Origin of the sequence: Candidatus Oleimmundimicrobium sp. (assembly GCF_030651595.1) — a bacterium.
In the GTDB taxonomy this organism is placed as follows: Bacteria; Actinomycetota; Aquicultoria; order UBA3085; family Oleimmundimicrobiaceae; genus JAUSCH01.
Genome location: NZ_JAUSCH010000138.1, coordinates 26,930 through 41,742, shown reverse-complemented (window position 1 = coordinate 41,742; position 14,813 = coordinate 26,930). Strand labels below are relative to the sequence as shown.

Here is a 14,813-nt window from a genome sequence, read left to right as displayed (position 1 = left end):
TTAATCCAATCTTCATACAAAAATATCTTTGCGGGTAAAGCAAAGGGATTTTCAGGAGCCGTTATTAAGGCCTCGCCAGCCATCAATGTTTGTATTTCGTTGCCAAGGGCAGAGATATCATGTTTAGCTGAATTTCTCAGGATTGATCTGTCTCTTTCGTCTGCGAGACCTAAAATAAATAAAGTGTTAAATTGAGAAAGAAGCTCTTCGTCTATGAGTTTTGGTTGCTGGGTGATAGCGCATAATCCCGTCTTAAATTTTCTTCCTTCTCTGGCTATCTGAGCAAATACTCCCAAATTTCTTTCACTTCCCTTACCTAAAACTCGCTGTGCTTCCTCAAGTACTATTAGGGTAGGAGGAACCTTTTTAAATTGACTTGGTTTTTGGTACGCTTCTTTATTTGTTTCAAAAACTGCTCTCGCTATGATGGCGCTCGTTAGAAGTTCTTCATCCTGTCGCATGTTGGAAGTGTCTACAAGGACCAGATAACCATTTCTTAAGTCGGAAATGATATTTTTGGTAATGGAAACAGTCTGGTCTCCGTGAACAAAAGGAAGTCTTGCTATATGTTCGGCTCGTCTCTTTAAAACCGAGATGGTGCCAATATGAAAAGCATTACCGCCTATGTTGTCGAGAATAGTCTCCGGTTCTTCGCTTGCCAAAGCAAGAAGCCAATTCTTCTTATAATGGTAGGTTATTGAATATAAGGCCTCTATTTGGGGGCCTGAAAAGTTGTATATTTGTTGGAGGTCATCGATTTGTATCTCTTGAGCGCTTATCTTTAATTGATTATAAGGGCCCGAAAGAGACCGGGTGCTATAAACGCGCAATCGTTCCTGAGCAAAAGGGGCATCCATAAGGCCTTTTCGTTCACGGTCCCCGCCTCCATCGTAATATTCTCCGTGAGGATCAAATATCAGCATCCCATATTTTTTAGAGATTAGGGTTGAACCCGCCAAAACTTTCATGAGATTGCTTTTGCCCATGCCAGTTGTGGCAAACACTCCTACGTGATATGGGAATAAACTTCCGTTTATTCCGATGTTGAAATCGAGCACACTTTCGCCGCTTCTCAAATTTCCAATTTCGATATCGCCCATAAACTTCTTTAAGAACTCAAAATCTCTTGTGCTTGGTGCGGAAACCATCGAAAAGTGTGAAGGGAGACTTTTTGCTTTTCGAAAAGACCCTTTTTTTATGCAACCGAGAGGGACACACTGGCCTATCTTATATAGTCTGCGTTCTTTGTCGTGAAGCTCGAACGGCCGTTTCATGGAATCCATAAGCATCATGTTTCCGGCTGTTCGATTTGGCCAATCGGGGTCACTTGCTTCGACTCCGTATTTTATATCAACTATTCTTAAAAGATACTTGGTTTTATCTTCTATATCTTCGGCAATTAAGATATCGCCCAAGGATAAATTTTCTGAATAATATGCCCTAAATTCTATCTCCAGAACGCTTTTTCCGGTTATTCTGCCTTTATACATGCCCTCTCCTTAATTGCCAGTTCTAGTTTGTTGTTTATTGTTCGTAATTCGGCTTTGTTATCCTGCTACTTATGAGACTGCTTCATTTCGTTCGCAATGACTTTTTTAATAATTTGTTTTTCCATACCTCATGCTCTAACACTCTCCACTATAATTTCTCTGTTCATTTTTGTCTTGTTGAAAGCTGGAGGCTGACGGCTGGGGGCTGAACTTCTCTACCCCCTTACCCTTTTTTTCATCAGTCATTTGCTTTCTACTATATCACTATGTCTCTATGTTAATTTATATCGAGTAAATCATGAAAGTCTGAAAATAGAGCTTCCCACTCCTCCATTTTGACGCCTTCTTTTAAGGTAAGACCTTGTAAATGATAGTATAAGTCCTCTTTCTCATGCGGTTCTATCCTTACGCGGTTATGAATGGCTGCTAATGGGTAAGGATATCCCATGTAAACCGGGTCATCGCTTATGGCAGCCAGCTTGTCCATAATTTTTTTAGGATTTGTTGAATCAAACCGGTTTATATCGACTCTAAAGACGAATTTTGAAGTTGGGGAGAATTTTGCCGCATAAATATTACCAAACCAGCGGGTTGCAATGGTATTTTCTTTAAAATTACTTAAGGGGCAAAACCAGCTTTTTTTGGGGTAAGCTCTTTCTCCTATCTGATAAATCATTGGTAAAAGAGGGGAGTGTTTGCCCCAACTAAATGTGCTTCTTTTTGTTATGCCAACCAAGTTAATTTTTTTCTCAGCTGCTTTTTTGCAAATTCTTTCAATTAAAGCGCCTGGGAGCGATTTGCTTGAGCGCAGAGAGCCATCAATTAAAAGAAGGTCTCCGTCATCGAGTTCATTGAGAAGTTTTTCCGCAATAGTCCATTCTTTCAACTCTCTTAGGCAATCGAGTGTTTTGTTCCATTTGGGAAGTTCTTCTGGAATTTCTTGGGCTATTTCCAGATAAAGTTTTGAAAATTTTTTGCCCGCGTTTGTGGCGGAAAGTGTTTCAATAATTGGGGAACATATCTCTTCTTTAATTAAATTATTTGAACTAAAGAGAACGTATCCGTACCTATATGCCCCCACGTTAAAAGAGTGCCCATTGGCAATTTTTACCGAGCCGCCGTCAATTGCCGCTATCTTCTTTTTAAAACTTAAATTTTTTGAAATAGACTCGAAAGATTTTTCATCTATGTTTTTGTCTATCGAAAGGGGCTCATTGCCCTCATCTTTTAACTCAAACTTAATGTACGAAGGGGCTTCAGTTAGAATTTTTTTTATGAATTTTGCGCTTTCTTTAAGTTTGTTTTCTAAATGTTTGTCTATGGAAATCATTGGCCCCCACCATATAATCAGTTTGTTGTTTGGCAGATTTATCTTTAATTTTTGTACAATTCCTAAAGAGCAAATAAGCTTCTTATATTTTGTACGTTGTGGTTAGTTTTAGTTATAAGAATAATTGATTTGGATGGCAATTAAAAGAAATTAGAGACAATTTAATTTGATTTTTGTTTGAGTTGAAGGAAATTGAGCAGAAGAAGTATTATGTCATTTAGTGTATTATTTATAAAAAATGTTTAAAGCGTGATTGGGGAGAGTGATATCTATGATTGGCTGGGAAACAATCTTAGTTAGACTAGTTTTAGCGGCTTTTTTGGGAGGAATTATTGGATATCAACGAGAAAGGTCTGAAAAACCGGCGGGTTTTAGAACTCATGCCTTAGTCTGTATGGGTTCGGCGCTCCTGATGCTTGTATCGTATTATCCGTTTTTTAATATGGGCAATGCCGACCCGTCTCGGATAGCTGCCGGGGCAATTACGGGTATAGGGTTTTTGGGTGCCGGCGCGATTATAAGTCAAGGTGGGATAGTAAAGGGTTTAACTACTGCGGCTAGCATTTGGATTATGGCGGCAATAGGTTTTGTTGTTGGGATTGGTCTTTATGTTCCGGCCTTGGTTGGAACCACTTTAACCTTATTAATCCTCACTTTTTTTAAAACCCTCGAGATGAGTCTTTTGGGAGGTTATTGTAATTTGGAGTTTATTTTGGAAGACCGTCCCGGGAAGCTTGGTGAAGTTGCATCTTCTCTGGGTTCTTTACATGTAGGCATAAAGCGTGTTGATTTAAAATGTGACGAAGAGTTAAAGATGTGCACTACCAGAATGGCTTTGGATTTGCCCCATACCGTGCATAAAGAAGATGTAATAAAAAAAGTTTTAAAGATAAAAGGGATTAACGGACTTAAGTGGATTGAGTAAGCTTTTGTTTTCTAATTTTTGGAAATGGTTCACTGGGATATGCAAAAACATAACCTTGGCCTAAATGAATATCCAGTTCTAACAAGGTTTTTAATTCCGCTTTGGTTTCTATGCCTTCAGCTATCATTTTTATATTGGTTTCTTTTCCGAAGTTAATCAGTGCTTTTACCAACTGTTGTTTTACACTATCTGTATCGATGTTTCTAATCAGAGACATGTCGATTTTTATAAAGTCGGGTTTTAGTTCAACCATTGATTCAAGGGTTGCGTAACCTGCTCCTCCATCATCAATTGCTATTTTAAAACCCAAGGCTCGGAAGTATTCGAGAGCGTTTTTAAAAACTGAAAAGTTTTCTATGGCCGCGCGTTCTGTAACTTCTAAAACAATGTGGTTGGAATTTAAAGATGAATCCATTAAGAGGTGGGAGGCTGCTATTTGTCTTAGTTCAGGATCATTTACAGAGTCGGGTTCAACATTTAAAAAAAGCAGGTGTTTTGGGTTTATATTGCTGGCCGCGCTTAAAGCCTTTTTTCTACAGAGTCTCTCAAGCTCGATAACCAGTTCGCTTGCACAAGCTATCGTAAATAATTTATCAGGTCTTTCAAATTCTCCGCCGGGCCCTCTACTTAAAGCTTCGTAACCGATGATTTTGTATTCAGGAAGCTTTACTATTGGTTGAAATAGACTATAAATTTCCTCATTTTCGATTATCTTTTTTAACTTTGTCATTCTTCTTTTAATATCTTTTTGTTGTGTCGTTGCTGAATCTTTAAGCGCTTCTTCCAAAGTAGTGTAAAGTTGGCGCTCGAGTCGAATGTTTTTATTATAATTTAAAATTGCGCACCCGACATAGCAGCCAAATTTTTTAAACAACGCGTAATCAAGGGAGTTGCGAATGGTTTCGGTTATTTTTAAGCTTACTCTTTTTTTAATTTTTGTGAGATCTTCTTTTGTAAGTTCAGTTTTTTTGCGGGGCGGAGAAAGCAGAACGGTAAAGGTGTTCCCGCTTATCATAAGTTGGGAGACTATATCCGCTTCCCTAAGAGTTTCTCCAAGGAGGGACTTTAATGTTTCTGCTACCATTTTTATAACTTCATCGAACGCTTTATATCCATAAATTTCTTCAATTTTGCTGTATTTAACAATGTCTATGCAGAGGAGGCCAATTTGATTATGTTTTTTCAATATTTTTTCGATGTCATTAAAAAGAAGGGGGATAGTTGGAAGGCCGGTAACTTTATCGTGGAGCAATATCTCCAGATTTTTTTTCTCTTTTACTAGTTGGTTTAGTTCAATCCAAGATTTTAAGGTTGCAGAATCTGTTCTTTTCAAACTTGCCTCCTATTAAAAGTGGAATATTATTTATATTATATCGTATATCGTCAATTTAACGAATGAACTTTAATGTTGTATTATTTGACTTAGATAAAATTAATTGAGAGTTGGCCGAGTTTTAATAGGTGAGTGAGTAAATGGGAATCGAGTATGTTGTAAGCGCGTGTCTTGCCGGATTGGAATGTAATTATGAGGGAAAATGTAAAACGAGCGAGAGGGTAGCGCGATTAGTGAAAACCGGTAAAGCAATCCCAATTTGTCCTGAGCAGTTAGGAGGATTGCCCACGCCCCGCAAGTTTATTGAAATAGTGGGCGGTTCCGGCGAAGATGTTTTAGACGGCAAAGCGAGAGTGATCGCGAGAGATTATTTTGAAGTAACCCCTCAATTTATAAAAGGGGCACAGGAGTCCTTGAAATTAGCAAAACTTGTAAATGCAAAGAAAGCTATTTTAAAATCGAGGAGTCCGTCCTGCGGATGTGGCAAAATATATGATGGTAATTTTAATGGTGGACTTAAAGAAGGCAATGGAGTAACAGCCGCTCTTTTTTTAAGGGAAGGAATTGAAGTAGAAACCGAAAATTAGGGTAAAGGGTGAAGTTCAGCTCCCAGCCTCCAGCCATCAGCTTTCAGCGAAACCAAAAAAGTATGGGGTTGTGAGTGTGGTTAAGAGAGTGGGGAAATGAAAATTGCAAATTTTAAATTATAAATTTTTATTAAAACGCTTTTTTATTTTTCGGTTTTGTGATTTTTAATTGCTGGTGACTGTAAGCTGGAGACTGGAGACTAATTTGAAGGTAGTTGCACTTTTTTCGGGTGGCCTGGACAGCATTTTGGCCGTTAGGTTAATACAAGAGCAGGGGATAAAAGTGGTAGGGATTACTTTTACAACTCCTTTTTTTGGCTCTAAAGACGCGGAAGTAATGGCCAAAAAAATAAGTCTCCCTTTAACTGTTCAGGATATTACTGATGAACATCTTAAAATTGTGAAAAATCCAAAACACGGACATGGAAAAAATATGAATCCTTGCATCGATTGCCATGTTCTTATGGCTAAAAAAGCAGGGGATTTTATGCGTAAAAAGGGAGCCTCTTTTATTATTTCAGGGGAAGTTCTCGGAGAGCGCCCAATGTCGCAAAATAAGGCCGCTTTAAGGGTTGTCGATAAAGAATCCGGTTACGATGGTTACGTCCTTCGCCCGCTTTCAGCCAGGTTACTTTCTCCGACCATACCGGAAGAGAAGGGTTGGGTTGATAGAGAAAAGTTGCTCTCCATTAGTGGCCGTTCCCGAAAAGTTCAGCTTGAACTGGCAAAAAAGTATAATTTGCAAAACTTTCCCACTCCGGCAGGCGGATGTCTTTTAACAGATGGCTCTTTTTCTAATCGTTTAAGGGATTTGCTTGAACTAAATTTGAAACCTGATGTAAATGACCTGGAGTTATTGAAGTACGGCCGCCATTTTCCAACTAAAGAAGCCCTAATTATTGTTTCTCGAAATCAGGACGAAAATAATAAGTTAATTGAGTTGGCAAAAGATGATGACCTCTTTTTTCAAGTTAGAGACTATCCTGGCCCAAAGACTATTCTAAGAGGAAAAGCAAGTGAAAAAGCGGTGGAAATGGCAGCACATCTTACTGTTAAATATGGTAAGGCAAAGAATGTGGCTCGGGTTGAAGTTTGGTGCTGGCATCCCGGTAAAGAGAGAAAATTAATGATTGTTAATATTTTATAGTTAGGGATGTATCTTTTTATATCTATGCTCTTCTTAATTGAAGACTTTTGCTAAATTACAATTTAATTAGAATGTGTTATAGTTTTTTGAGACTCGGATAAAGGGGAAAAGATGTTTTCTCTTCCATCAATCAAGATTGGTAAAATACTAGGGTTTGATATAGAGATAAACTACACTTGGTTTATCATTTTTTTAATTATACTATTTCAATTCAGTCTCATTTTTAATGTGGAGATTTCCCCTTATCCAATGAGCATATTAGTTAGTGTGGTAACTACTCTTTTATTTTTTTCCTCACTTTTATTTCACGAACTTTGTCATTCTTATATTGCCAGGTTAAACAGTATTCCAATAAGAAAAATTACCTTGTTTATCTTTGGCGGGGTGGCGGAGATGACTAAAGAGCCTCCAACACCGGCGATAGAATTAAAGATGGCCATTGCGGGGCCTCTCGCGAGCCTTTTTTTATCGGGGATTTTTTATGGTCTTTTCCTGCTGGCCGGATTTTTTAACTTCGGCCTTCCTGTTACCGTTCCCCTATCTTACCTTGCCTTAATAAATCTTATGTTGGCGATTTTTAATCTTGTGCCGGGTTTCCCTCTTGACGGGGGACGTATTTTTAGGGCAATTCTCTGGTTTTTTTTAAAAGATATAAAGCCGGCGACAAAGATAGCTTCTCTTGCCGGACAAGGTTTTGCTTACTTATTGATTCTTGTGGGTTTCTTGTCGGTTATACAAGGCATAATTGGAGGAATTTGGTTTATTTTGATTGGCTGGTTTTTAAATCAAGCTGCTCAAGGGGGTTATCGACAGATTGTTCTTCAAAAAGCTCTTTCGGGGGTAAGAGTATCGGAAATAATGACGGGAAATGTTTTAACTGTTGTTCCCTCACTTACTCTTGACGAAATAGTGAACGACTATTTTCTCAAACATAGATTCGGGCGTTTTCCGGTTGTTGAGGACGATAAGTTCTTTGGAGTTATTACCATTCACGACGTGAAAGAAATTCCTCGCGAAAAGTGGCCTTTCACAAAGGTTAGCGAGATTTTACAGTTCTCGAAGAAACCTTTTACGATAAGTCCCGGCAATGATGCCGTTCATGCTTTGATGCAAATGGTTAAAGAAGAAGTGGGGCATTTATTGGTAATTGACAAGAAAAAGAAATTGGTTGGGATTGTAACCCGAACCGATATAATTCGTCTTATTAAGGTTAAAACCGAGTTGGGCATGTAATTAATCCTTCTTCAACTCAATTATCTTGTTTTCAAGAGCTTCTCTTCCAGTTGAGCCAACTATTTTATCTTTTATTTCGCCGTCTGTCTTCTGAAAAATAAACGTGGGAACATATGAAACCCCATATTTTGAAGTTCCCTCACTGTTTATGTCCATTATTTTAAAATCGATGTCATCTTGGTATTTCTTACTTAGCTCATCGACGATGGGCTCCATCTCTTTGCACGTTGGTCACGTGGGAGAGGAAATCATTATCACTAAGGGTTTGTCGGAGGGCTCGCCAACGGGTTCTTTTGGTGCCGAAGTACAGGAGCTTAAAGCAATTATTGTTATAAAGCATAATGTTAAAATGACCGCAAGTTTTATAAAGGCTTTGTTCACGGCTCTCCTTATCCCCTTATCTTTAGTGAATCTTTAGCAAGATGGATTTTCTATTTAATTTGGCTCTTTTCCGTCACCATGTCGACTATTAAAGGGGTTATTTTGCCTTCTCCAAATAGCTCATCGACCAAATGCTGTGGAGCGGAACGGTATTTTAAAGTGGCTTCGACATTAAGGAGCAAGTTGGCTCCGGCGGGAATGGCAAATGAGTGCTCTTCGGTGACCGATTCTTTGGGTGGGATGCGATTATCTGAAATAGGACTCTCTATCTCCCACACCTTTTCGGTTGGATTACCATCCTTGTCCGCAAAAACCGAGTGGTATATGGTGGATGTCTTATCTATATTTCCCTCATTGTTCAGAGTTCCCGATTCATATATTACCTTTCCGGAGTCGTCGGTTACTTTCACGTATAACCACATCTGCCTGAGTTCGGTAAGGCCGGTTGGAAGATAATGACCGGCTCCGGCATTTGTAATTTTGACTTTGACAGTATTTTCCGTGCCCGCTATTACATTTGTGGGAGGGGTTATTTCGAGAGTCGCAGCTGCTTGTAAACGTTCTATTGCCATCTGCGTATATCCATCATCGGTCTGTATCTGAGAAATTGTATTACCTCCTATAAAGTAGTGCGTGTAAAGATGGGGCCTCTTTCCTCCTCCCGCGCCGGCTATACCCGGATAGTCGGGTCTCTCAGTTGTTCCAGTAGCCGGGATGCCTGGGCTCTGCCTCATATGACAATCCTGACACTGGACACCTTTTTCGGCGTATGGTCCTTCTTTCCACTCGGTATAAGTTAATTCTAAAGGTATGTTATTTGTCGGGTGATACAGGTTATGACATATCCCGCAGAACTCTGACTTTGTGTGTAACTCCGAATATGCAGTTTCATGGCCGGGGGATTTTGACTCTTCGAAAGGGCCCAGCTTTACTATGCCGGGTGAAAGCTCGTAATTGCCATTTCCAATCTTTTCATAACCGGAGACTGTATGACAGAAATCACAAGATACGCCTCTTTTTGCTACCTCGCTTAATTTTGAGCCGTCGGCGGGCGGGATTTCTTTGAGGTAAACTCCAATGGGGGAGTGACACCGCATGCAAAACTCATCCGTCAATCCTTCTGTTTCTTTGCTTCCGAGAAGATAGAGTTTTCTAAACAGTTCATCCTCATATGCCCGGCTAAGCATCGAGCCCGTCCAGTGCTCGTAATTTTGGGCGTGTCAAGTACATCCTTCGGGCTCCGTAAAGCCTTTGCTTTTAACAGGGGTATTTGACATAATTTCCCCCGGCTCAAATTTCTCTTCTTGTTTTTTGGCACAAGAGGCAATACTAAAAATTACGATTAAGATTATAAGCAAGGTAATTGAGCGATAAATTATCTTTCTCACCGTTATCACCTCATGGGTTACAAAAGATCTTTTATTTTTTTCTCGAGTGTTCCTTTTTCTTGCAGGCCTTCAATTTTTTCAACGAGTTTCCCTTCAGGAGTAAGAAAGACAAAGGCAGGTACCGACGTTATATTGTACTTTTCTGACTCTGTTCTCCAATCGGAGGATTTAAGCTCAATCCTCGTTAAGTTTATGCTTTTTTCATATTTTTTCTCTAGCTCATCAACGATGGGCTTCTGCTCGCCGCAGATTGGTCAGGTCTCACTGAAAAACTCGATGACGGTTGGTCTTTCGGAAGGTTCTTTGGCGGGTGGGCCGCAGGATATTGTGCTGATAGCGATGGTTAAGATGATGGGTATTGCAATCAAAAAAACAAGCTTACGCATTTTAATCACCCCCCTAATCTCTTTATGATTGCATTTTAAAAAAATTATTTAGATGGTTGATAAAATGTTTGAAGAAAATTTTTTAGTATGTTGTTGTGACTTTGTCCGCGAGCGTTTAAAAAAATGTTTTTTTATGCTGAAATTTTTCCAAAATCGCCTAATCTAATAAAAGAATAACACAAATGTCAAATCTTTTTATAGTAATATTTGTCTTTCGCTCATAACATTAAAAGAGCAGTAATTTTAACAGACGAGTGTTAAAATAAAATAAATTTTAAGTACAGATAAACATCGGAGTGAGGATGGATGAGCAAAAAGATTCCTGAAGGAGTAATAGAAAGATTGCCTGTGTATTTAAACTGTTTAATGGAGCTCAAACAAGATGGTTGCGTTACCGTTTCCTCAAAAAGACTCGGAGAGTTTACAGAAATAAATCCTGCCGAAATACGACGTGATTTAGCTCGTTTTGGCACTTTTGGGAAGAAAGGGGTAGGCTACAACACAGATATTCTTATCTTAAAAATTAAGCATATATTAGGGTCCGACGAACATCATAGAATTGCCGTTGTTGGAGCCGGCAATTTAGGTTCGGCAATTGTGGGTTATGATGGGTTTGCGATACACGGTTTTTCTGTATCTGCTGTATTTGATAATGATGCAACCAAAACCGGGAAAAAAATCGGTAAACTTGAAGTCAGTGACATTAAAAGTTTAAAAAAAATAATTAAAGAAAAAAATATAACTATTGGGGTTATCGCGGTTCCTGCTGCGGAGGCCCAAAATATCGCTAACTTATTAGTAGAAGCGGGAGTAAAAATTGTTCTCAATTATACTCCGGTTATAGTTACGGTTCCCGATGCGGTTAAAGTTCACAATACTAATCCCGTCAAAGAGTTATTATATACTCTCTACTATCTGTCAGGAGCAGGCAATAAAGAAACTTAGTTTTGATAAATATAATTAATTGTTTTTAAAAATAAATTTTATGATTTTCTTTGTTGCATTTTTTTGGAATATAATATAGCGTATTATTGTTAATAGTTAATAACTGGATTATTTTACAATTTAATTTGGCTAAGTGGAGAATTTTTTTGAAAGAATCTCCGACTTACTTTCTCCCTCGAGGAGATTGTGAGCGATAAGGTATAAGAAGCAATTTTTATACCTGCCGTATTTGCAAAGGAGATCCTTGGCATATTTGTCATGGGTTTCCTTTTTTTATTTTAATTTGTAATATACATATCTTTTTTACTCAAGGTTAGCATGGTTAATTAAATAGATAAGCTTGAGTAAAAAATCAAAGAGAAGGGGGTGAGGCCAGAAGAGAAGAGGAAAGAATCGGAAACCCTAATGATATCAATTAGACTTGCAAAATTAATCCAAATTATTTTGGGTTAGTAATTATTTTGTTTTAATCCATTACAGGGGGTTCCGAAAGTTAGTTGGTTTCATGCAAGTCATAAACTATTTTAGAAAGGAGTGAGCCATAAACGTGAAGCTCACACGAAGAAGTTTTTTAAAACTTACAGGCGCGTCAGTAGCGACAACTGCTCTTATGGAGTTTGGTTATGATATGGCAGCGGTTGCGGCTGAGGCGGAAGAGCTCAGGACGGCTGGCGCTAATATAGCTTATACCATTTGTCCTTTCTGTTCCTGTGGTTGTGGTGCTGTTATTTACTCAGATGAGCACGGTCATCCAATTGCCGTAGATGGTGATCCTGACCATCCTACAAATCTTGGTAGCTTGTGTTCCAAGGGTTCTTCGATATTTCAAATAGCAGCTGATGTAGCTGGCAAACGAAACAAAAAAGTGCTTTATCGTGGACCTGGTGGCTGTGACTGGGAGGAAAGAACCTGGGAAGATGCTATTCCCGACATTGCTCGCAAAATAAAAGATACCAGGGATAAGTATTTCATGGAGAAAGACGCGGACGGAAATCTCGTTAACCGCGTTGAAGCTATCGCAGCTTTGGGTGGCGCAGCTGTAAACAACGAAGAGTGTTATCTTTGGATAAAAATGATGAGGACTCTCGGACTTGTTTATGTTGAGCATCAAGCACGTATATGACACTCTGCCACGGTCGCAGCTTTGGGACCGACGTTTGGTAGAGGTTGTATGACTAATCACTGGGTTGATTTGAAGAACAGTGATTGTATCGTTATTATGGGCGGCAATGCCGCAGAAAATCATCCAATGGCTTTCAAGTGGATAACCAAGGCCATGGAGGAGAGGGGAGCCAAATTAATTTGTGTAGATCCGAGGTTTACCCGCTCTGCCGCAAAGGCTGATATTTACGCGCCCATTCGTTCAGGTACGGATATTGCCTTTATCATGGCTATGATCAACTACGTAATCCAAAACAAGAAGTATCATGAGGATTATGTGAAGTATTACACCAATGCTACTTTATTGATTAATCCCGAGTTTAAGTTGCCGGGAGATTTAAACGGCCTCTTTAGCGGATATGATGCTACGGCAAGAAAATACGATACGGCATCTTGGGGCTATCAATTAGAGGATATCCCGGACGAAAAAGCCCCGGGTGGGGTCCTCCATTCTCCAAAAAGGGATATGAGCATGTCTGATCCAAATTGCGTATGGCAACTTCTCAAGAAACATGTTGCTCGCTATACTCCCGAGATGGTTGAGAAAATCTGCGGGACTCCAAAGGATAAGTTCTTGGAAATCTGCGAGGAGTATTCAAAGACGAGTGCTCCTGAGAAAGCGGGGACTATCTGCTACGCTATGGGTTGGACTCAGCATACAGTCGGAGTGGAAAATATTCGCTCCTTTTCTATGCTTCAGTTACTTTTAGGTAACATGGGAAGGCCTGGCGGCGGCGTTAACGCTCTAAGGGGAGAACCGAATGTTCAAGGTTCAACTGACCACGCTCTCTTGTTCCACATACTCCCAGCTTATCTAGCGATTCCGAAGGCGGGAGAGACTTTTAGAGATTATGCAGACGGATACACAGTCGGCAAAGCTACCCAAAATGTTCTTCCCGGGTCAACTTCCTGGTGGAGAAATGGCGAGAAGTATCTCGTATCTCTTCTCAAGGAATGGTGGGGAGACGCGGCAACTGCCGATAATGATTTTCGCTTCGACTATTTGCCAAAGATTGGAAAAGGCTTCCAAGGTGGAGGGTATTCCCACATAGCTTTATTTGAAGCGATGTATGCCGGAGAAATTAAAGGCATGATAGTTTTGGGTCAAAATCCGGCTATCGGTGGCCCCAATTCCAACATTGAAACTGCTGCTATGGACAACCTCGAATGGCTGGTTGATTTAAACCTCTGGGAAACCGAGACAAACAGCTTTTGGAAACGCCCGGGATGTAATACTGAAGAAATTCAGACCGAGGTTTGGAGACTTCCGGCAGCTGACTCTTGCGAAAAAGAAGGTTCCATCAGTAATTCCGGTCGTTGGATTCAGTGGCGTTGGAAAGGTTGCGAACCGCTTGGCGACTGCAAGACAGACCTTGAAATCGTTGACTTAGTTGTCAAAGAGCTCAAGAAACTCTATGCAGCCGAAGGCGGTGCTGGCGCTGAAATTATTACCAACGTCAACTGGGATTACTCCGGGCCTAACGGGGATCCTGATGTTGAGGAAGTGGCCAAGGCCTGTCACGGTTACGAATGGCCAAATAGGAATAAACTTGTCGACAAAAACTTCGTTGCTCTTCAAAAAGACGGGTCAACAGCCTGCGGTAACTGGCTCTTCTCCGGTACGTTTACTCCCGATGGTGAAAATCTCATGAAGAGAAGAATCCCGGAGGCTGAGGGTATCGGAAATAACCTCGAGTGGGCGTTTGCTTGGCCGGTCAACAGAAGAATCGTGTACAATCGTGCTTCCTGCGACCTCAACGGAAAACCGTGGAATCCGGAAATTCCCGAGATTTGGTGGGACCCGAATAAGGTTGATCCAAAAACGGGCGAACCTGGCATGTGGACGGGTAACGACGTTCCCGACTTCGGTGGAACCAAAGCACCGAGTGCTCTTGGTGGAGATTTGCCGGCCATCATGTTAAACGAGGGAGTTTTCAAACTATTTGCTCCGTGTACCGAAGGCCCATTACCTGAGCACTACGAGCCGATTGAAAGCCCCGTTGACAACATCATGTCCGGTCAGCAAAGTAACCCATGCGTCAAGCTCTGGCATGAAATTAATCCGGATACCAAGATTGGAACGGCTGACGAATATCCAATTGTTGCTTCCACTTACAGAGTTACTGAGCATTGGCAGACCGGTATTATGACCAGAAACCAACCGTGGTTGGTAGACTTAATGCCTGAGATGTTCGTGGAAATCAGCAAGGAACTTGCTAATGAGAAGGGTATTGAGCCCGGAGAAACAGTCGAGGTGTTTAATGTTCGAGGAGTTGTGCAAGCGGTAGCCATAGTTACCGGGCGTGTAAAACCAATGGACATCAATGGTAAGACGGTTCATTTTGCCGGTCTTCCCTGGTGTTACGGTTACGCCGGACTTTGTACCGGTGGTGCGTGTCCGACAATGAACTATTCCGCTAACCAACTTACTCCACATGTGGGCGATGCCAACACAATGATTCCTGAGTATAAAGCGTTCCTCGTGGATATAAGGAAGGTGAAGTAAG

At 40.4% G+C, this 14,813-nt stretch carries 12 protein-coding genes, 1 pseudogene and 1 riboswitch; of the genes and pseudogenes, 7 read left to right on the top strand and 6 right to left on the bottom strand.

Annotation, left to right across the window (positions count from 1 at the left end; genetic code table 11):
• A partial coding sequence (locus Q7U95_RS08545; RefSeq protein WP_308753634.1) for an ATP-binding protein occupies positions 1–1,490 on the bottom strand: 1,490 nt, incomplete at its 3' end.
• 277 nt (positions 1,491–1,767) lie between these two features.
• Positions 1,768–2,820: a DNA double-strand break repair nuclease NurA gene (locus Q7U95_RS08540; RefSeq protein ID WP_308753632.1), complete on the bottom strand. Its 1,053-nt coding sequence runs from the start codon at positions 2,818–2,820 to the stop codon at positions 1,768–1,770.
• 271 nt (positions 2,821–3,091) lie between these two features.
• Here Q7U95_RS08540 and Q7U95_RS08535 point away from each other — a divergent pair, with 271 nt between their 5' ends.
• The gene (locus tag Q7U95_RS08535) at positions 3,092–3,745 is read left to right on the top strand and encodes an MgtC/SapB family protein (protein ID WP_308753630.1); all 654 of its coding nucleotides are present in this window, start codon (positions 3,092–3,094) and stop codon (positions 3,743–3,745) included.
• Here Q7U95_RS08535 and Q7U95_RS08530 read toward each other — a convergent pair.
• Positions 3,729–5,078, bottom strand: coding sequence for a GGDEF domain-containing phosphodiesterase (locus Q7U95_RS08530; protein WP_308753628.1), 1,350 nt, complete (start codon positions 5,076–5,078; stop codon positions 3,729–3,731). The two genes, Q7U95_RS08535 and Q7U95_RS08530, sit on opposite strands and share 17 nt — an antisense overlap.
• A 140-nt stretch (positions 5,079–5,218) precedes the next feature.
• Here Q7U95_RS08530 and Q7U95_RS08525 point away from each other — a divergent pair, with 140 nt between their 5' ends.
• The 3 genes from Q7U95_RS08525 (at position 5,219) to Q7U95_RS08515 (ending at position 8,045) form a co-directional block, all read left to right on the top strand.
• Positions 5,219–5,665, top strand: coding sequence for a DUF523 domain-containing protein (locus tag Q7U95_RS08525; protein ID WP_308753626.1), 447 nt, complete (start codon positions 5,219–5,221; stop codon positions 5,663–5,665).
• Between the two features lie 205 nt (positions 5,666–5,870).
• Positions 5,871–6,812, top strand: a complete 942-nt coding sequence (locus Q7U95_RS08520) for a hypothetical protein (RefSeq protein WP_308753624.1) — start codon at positions 5,871–5,873, stop codon at positions 6,810–6,812.
• Positions 6,813–7,061: 249 nt separating this feature from the next.
• Positions 7,062–8,045: a site-2 protease family protein gene (locus tag Q7U95_RS08515; protein ID WP_308753622.1), complete on the top strand. Its 984-nt coding sequence runs from the start codon at positions 7,062–7,064 to the stop codon at positions 8,043–8,045.
• Here Q7U95_RS08515 and Q7U95_RS08510 read toward each other — a convergent pair whose 3' ends face one another.
• The 3 genes and pseudogenes from Q7U95_RS08510 to Q7U95_RS08500 all read right to left on the bottom strand — a co-directional run bounded on the left by Q7U95_RS08510 (position 8,046) and on the right by Q7U95_RS08500 (position 9,814).
• Positions 8,046–8,261: a thioredoxin family protein gene (locus Q7U95_RS08510; RefSeq protein WP_308753620.1), complete on the bottom strand. Its 216-nt coding sequence runs from the start codon at positions 8,259–8,261 to the stop codon at positions 8,046–8,048.
• A gap of 215 nt (positions 8,262–8,476) precedes the next feature.
• Positions 8,477–9,634: pseudogene (locus Q7U95_RS08505) on the bottom strand (hypothetical protein); the annotation flags it as partial.
• 12 nt (positions 9,635–9,646) lie between these two features.
• Positions 9,647–9,814 carry a hypothetical protein gene (locus tag Q7U95_RS08500; protein WP_308753618.1) on the bottom strand — a complete coding sequence of 56 codons (168 nt, stop codon included), beginning with the start codon at positions 9,812–9,814 and terminating at the stop codon, positions 9,647–9,649.
• Positions 9,815–10,090: 276 nt separating this feature from the next.
• Here Q7U95_RS08500 and Q7U95_RS08495 point away from each other — a divergent pair, with 276 nt between their 5' ends.
• The 3 genes from Q7U95_RS08495 to fdnG all read left to right on the top strand — a co-directional run bounded on the left by Q7U95_RS08495 (position 10,091) and on the right by fdnG (position 14,812).
• Positions 10,091–10,228, top strand: a complete 138-nt coding sequence (locus Q7U95_RS08495) for a hypothetical protein (protein ID WP_308753616.1) — start codon at positions 10,091–10,093, stop codon at positions 10,226–10,228.
• A gap of 278 nt (positions 10,229–10,506) precedes the next feature.
• Entirely contained in the window at positions 10,507–11,145 is a 639-nt protein-coding gene (locus Q7U95_RS08490) for a redox-sensing transcriptional repressor Rex (RefSeq protein WP_308753614.1), read from the top strand.
• A 144-nt stretch (positions 11,146–11,289) separates the two neighbouring features.
• Positions 11,290–11,401, top strand: a riboswitch (molybdenum cofactor riboswitch).
• A gap of 291 nt (positions 11,402–11,692) precedes the next feature.
• Positions 11,693–14,812, top strand: a complete 3,120-nt coding sequence (gene fdnG, locus Q7U95_RS08485) for a formate dehydrogenase-N subunit alpha (protein ID WP_308753612.1) — start codon at positions 11,693–11,695, stop codon at positions 14,810–14,812.
• Position 14,813 lies beyond the last annotated feature (1 nt).

Excerpts from the sequence above, each read along its gene's own strand:
- Q7U95_RS08540 (WP_308753632.1), bottom strand. The coding sequence starts at position 2,820 with ATGATTTCCATAGACAAACATTTAGAAAACAAACTTAAAGAAAGCGCA.
- Q7U95_RS08535 (WP_308753630.1), top strand. The coding sequence starts at position 3,092 with ATGATTGGCTGGGAAACAATCTTAGTTAGACTAGTTTTAGCGGCTTTT.
- Q7U95_RS08525 (WP_308753626.1), top strand. The coding sequence starts at position 5,219 with ATGGGAATCGAGTATGTTGTAAGCGCGTGTCTTGCCGGATTGGAATGT.
- Q7U95_RS08515 (WP_308753622.1), top strand. The coding sequence starts at position 7,062 with ATGAGCATATTAGTTAGTGTGGTAACTACTCTTTTATTTTTTTCCTCA.
- Q7U95_RS08510 (WP_308753620.1), bottom strand. The coding sequence starts at position 8,261 with ATGGAGCCCATCGTCGATGAGCTAAGTAAGAAATACCAAGATGACATC.
- Q7U95_RS08495 (WP_308753616.1), top strand. The coding sequence starts at position 10,091 with ATGACGGTTGGTCTTTCGGAAGGTTCTTTGGCGGGTGGGCCGCAGGAT.
- Q7U95_RS08490 (WP_308753614.1), top strand. The coding sequence starts at position 10,507 with ATGAGCAAAAAGATTCCTGAAGGAGTAATAGAAAGATTGCCTGTGTAT.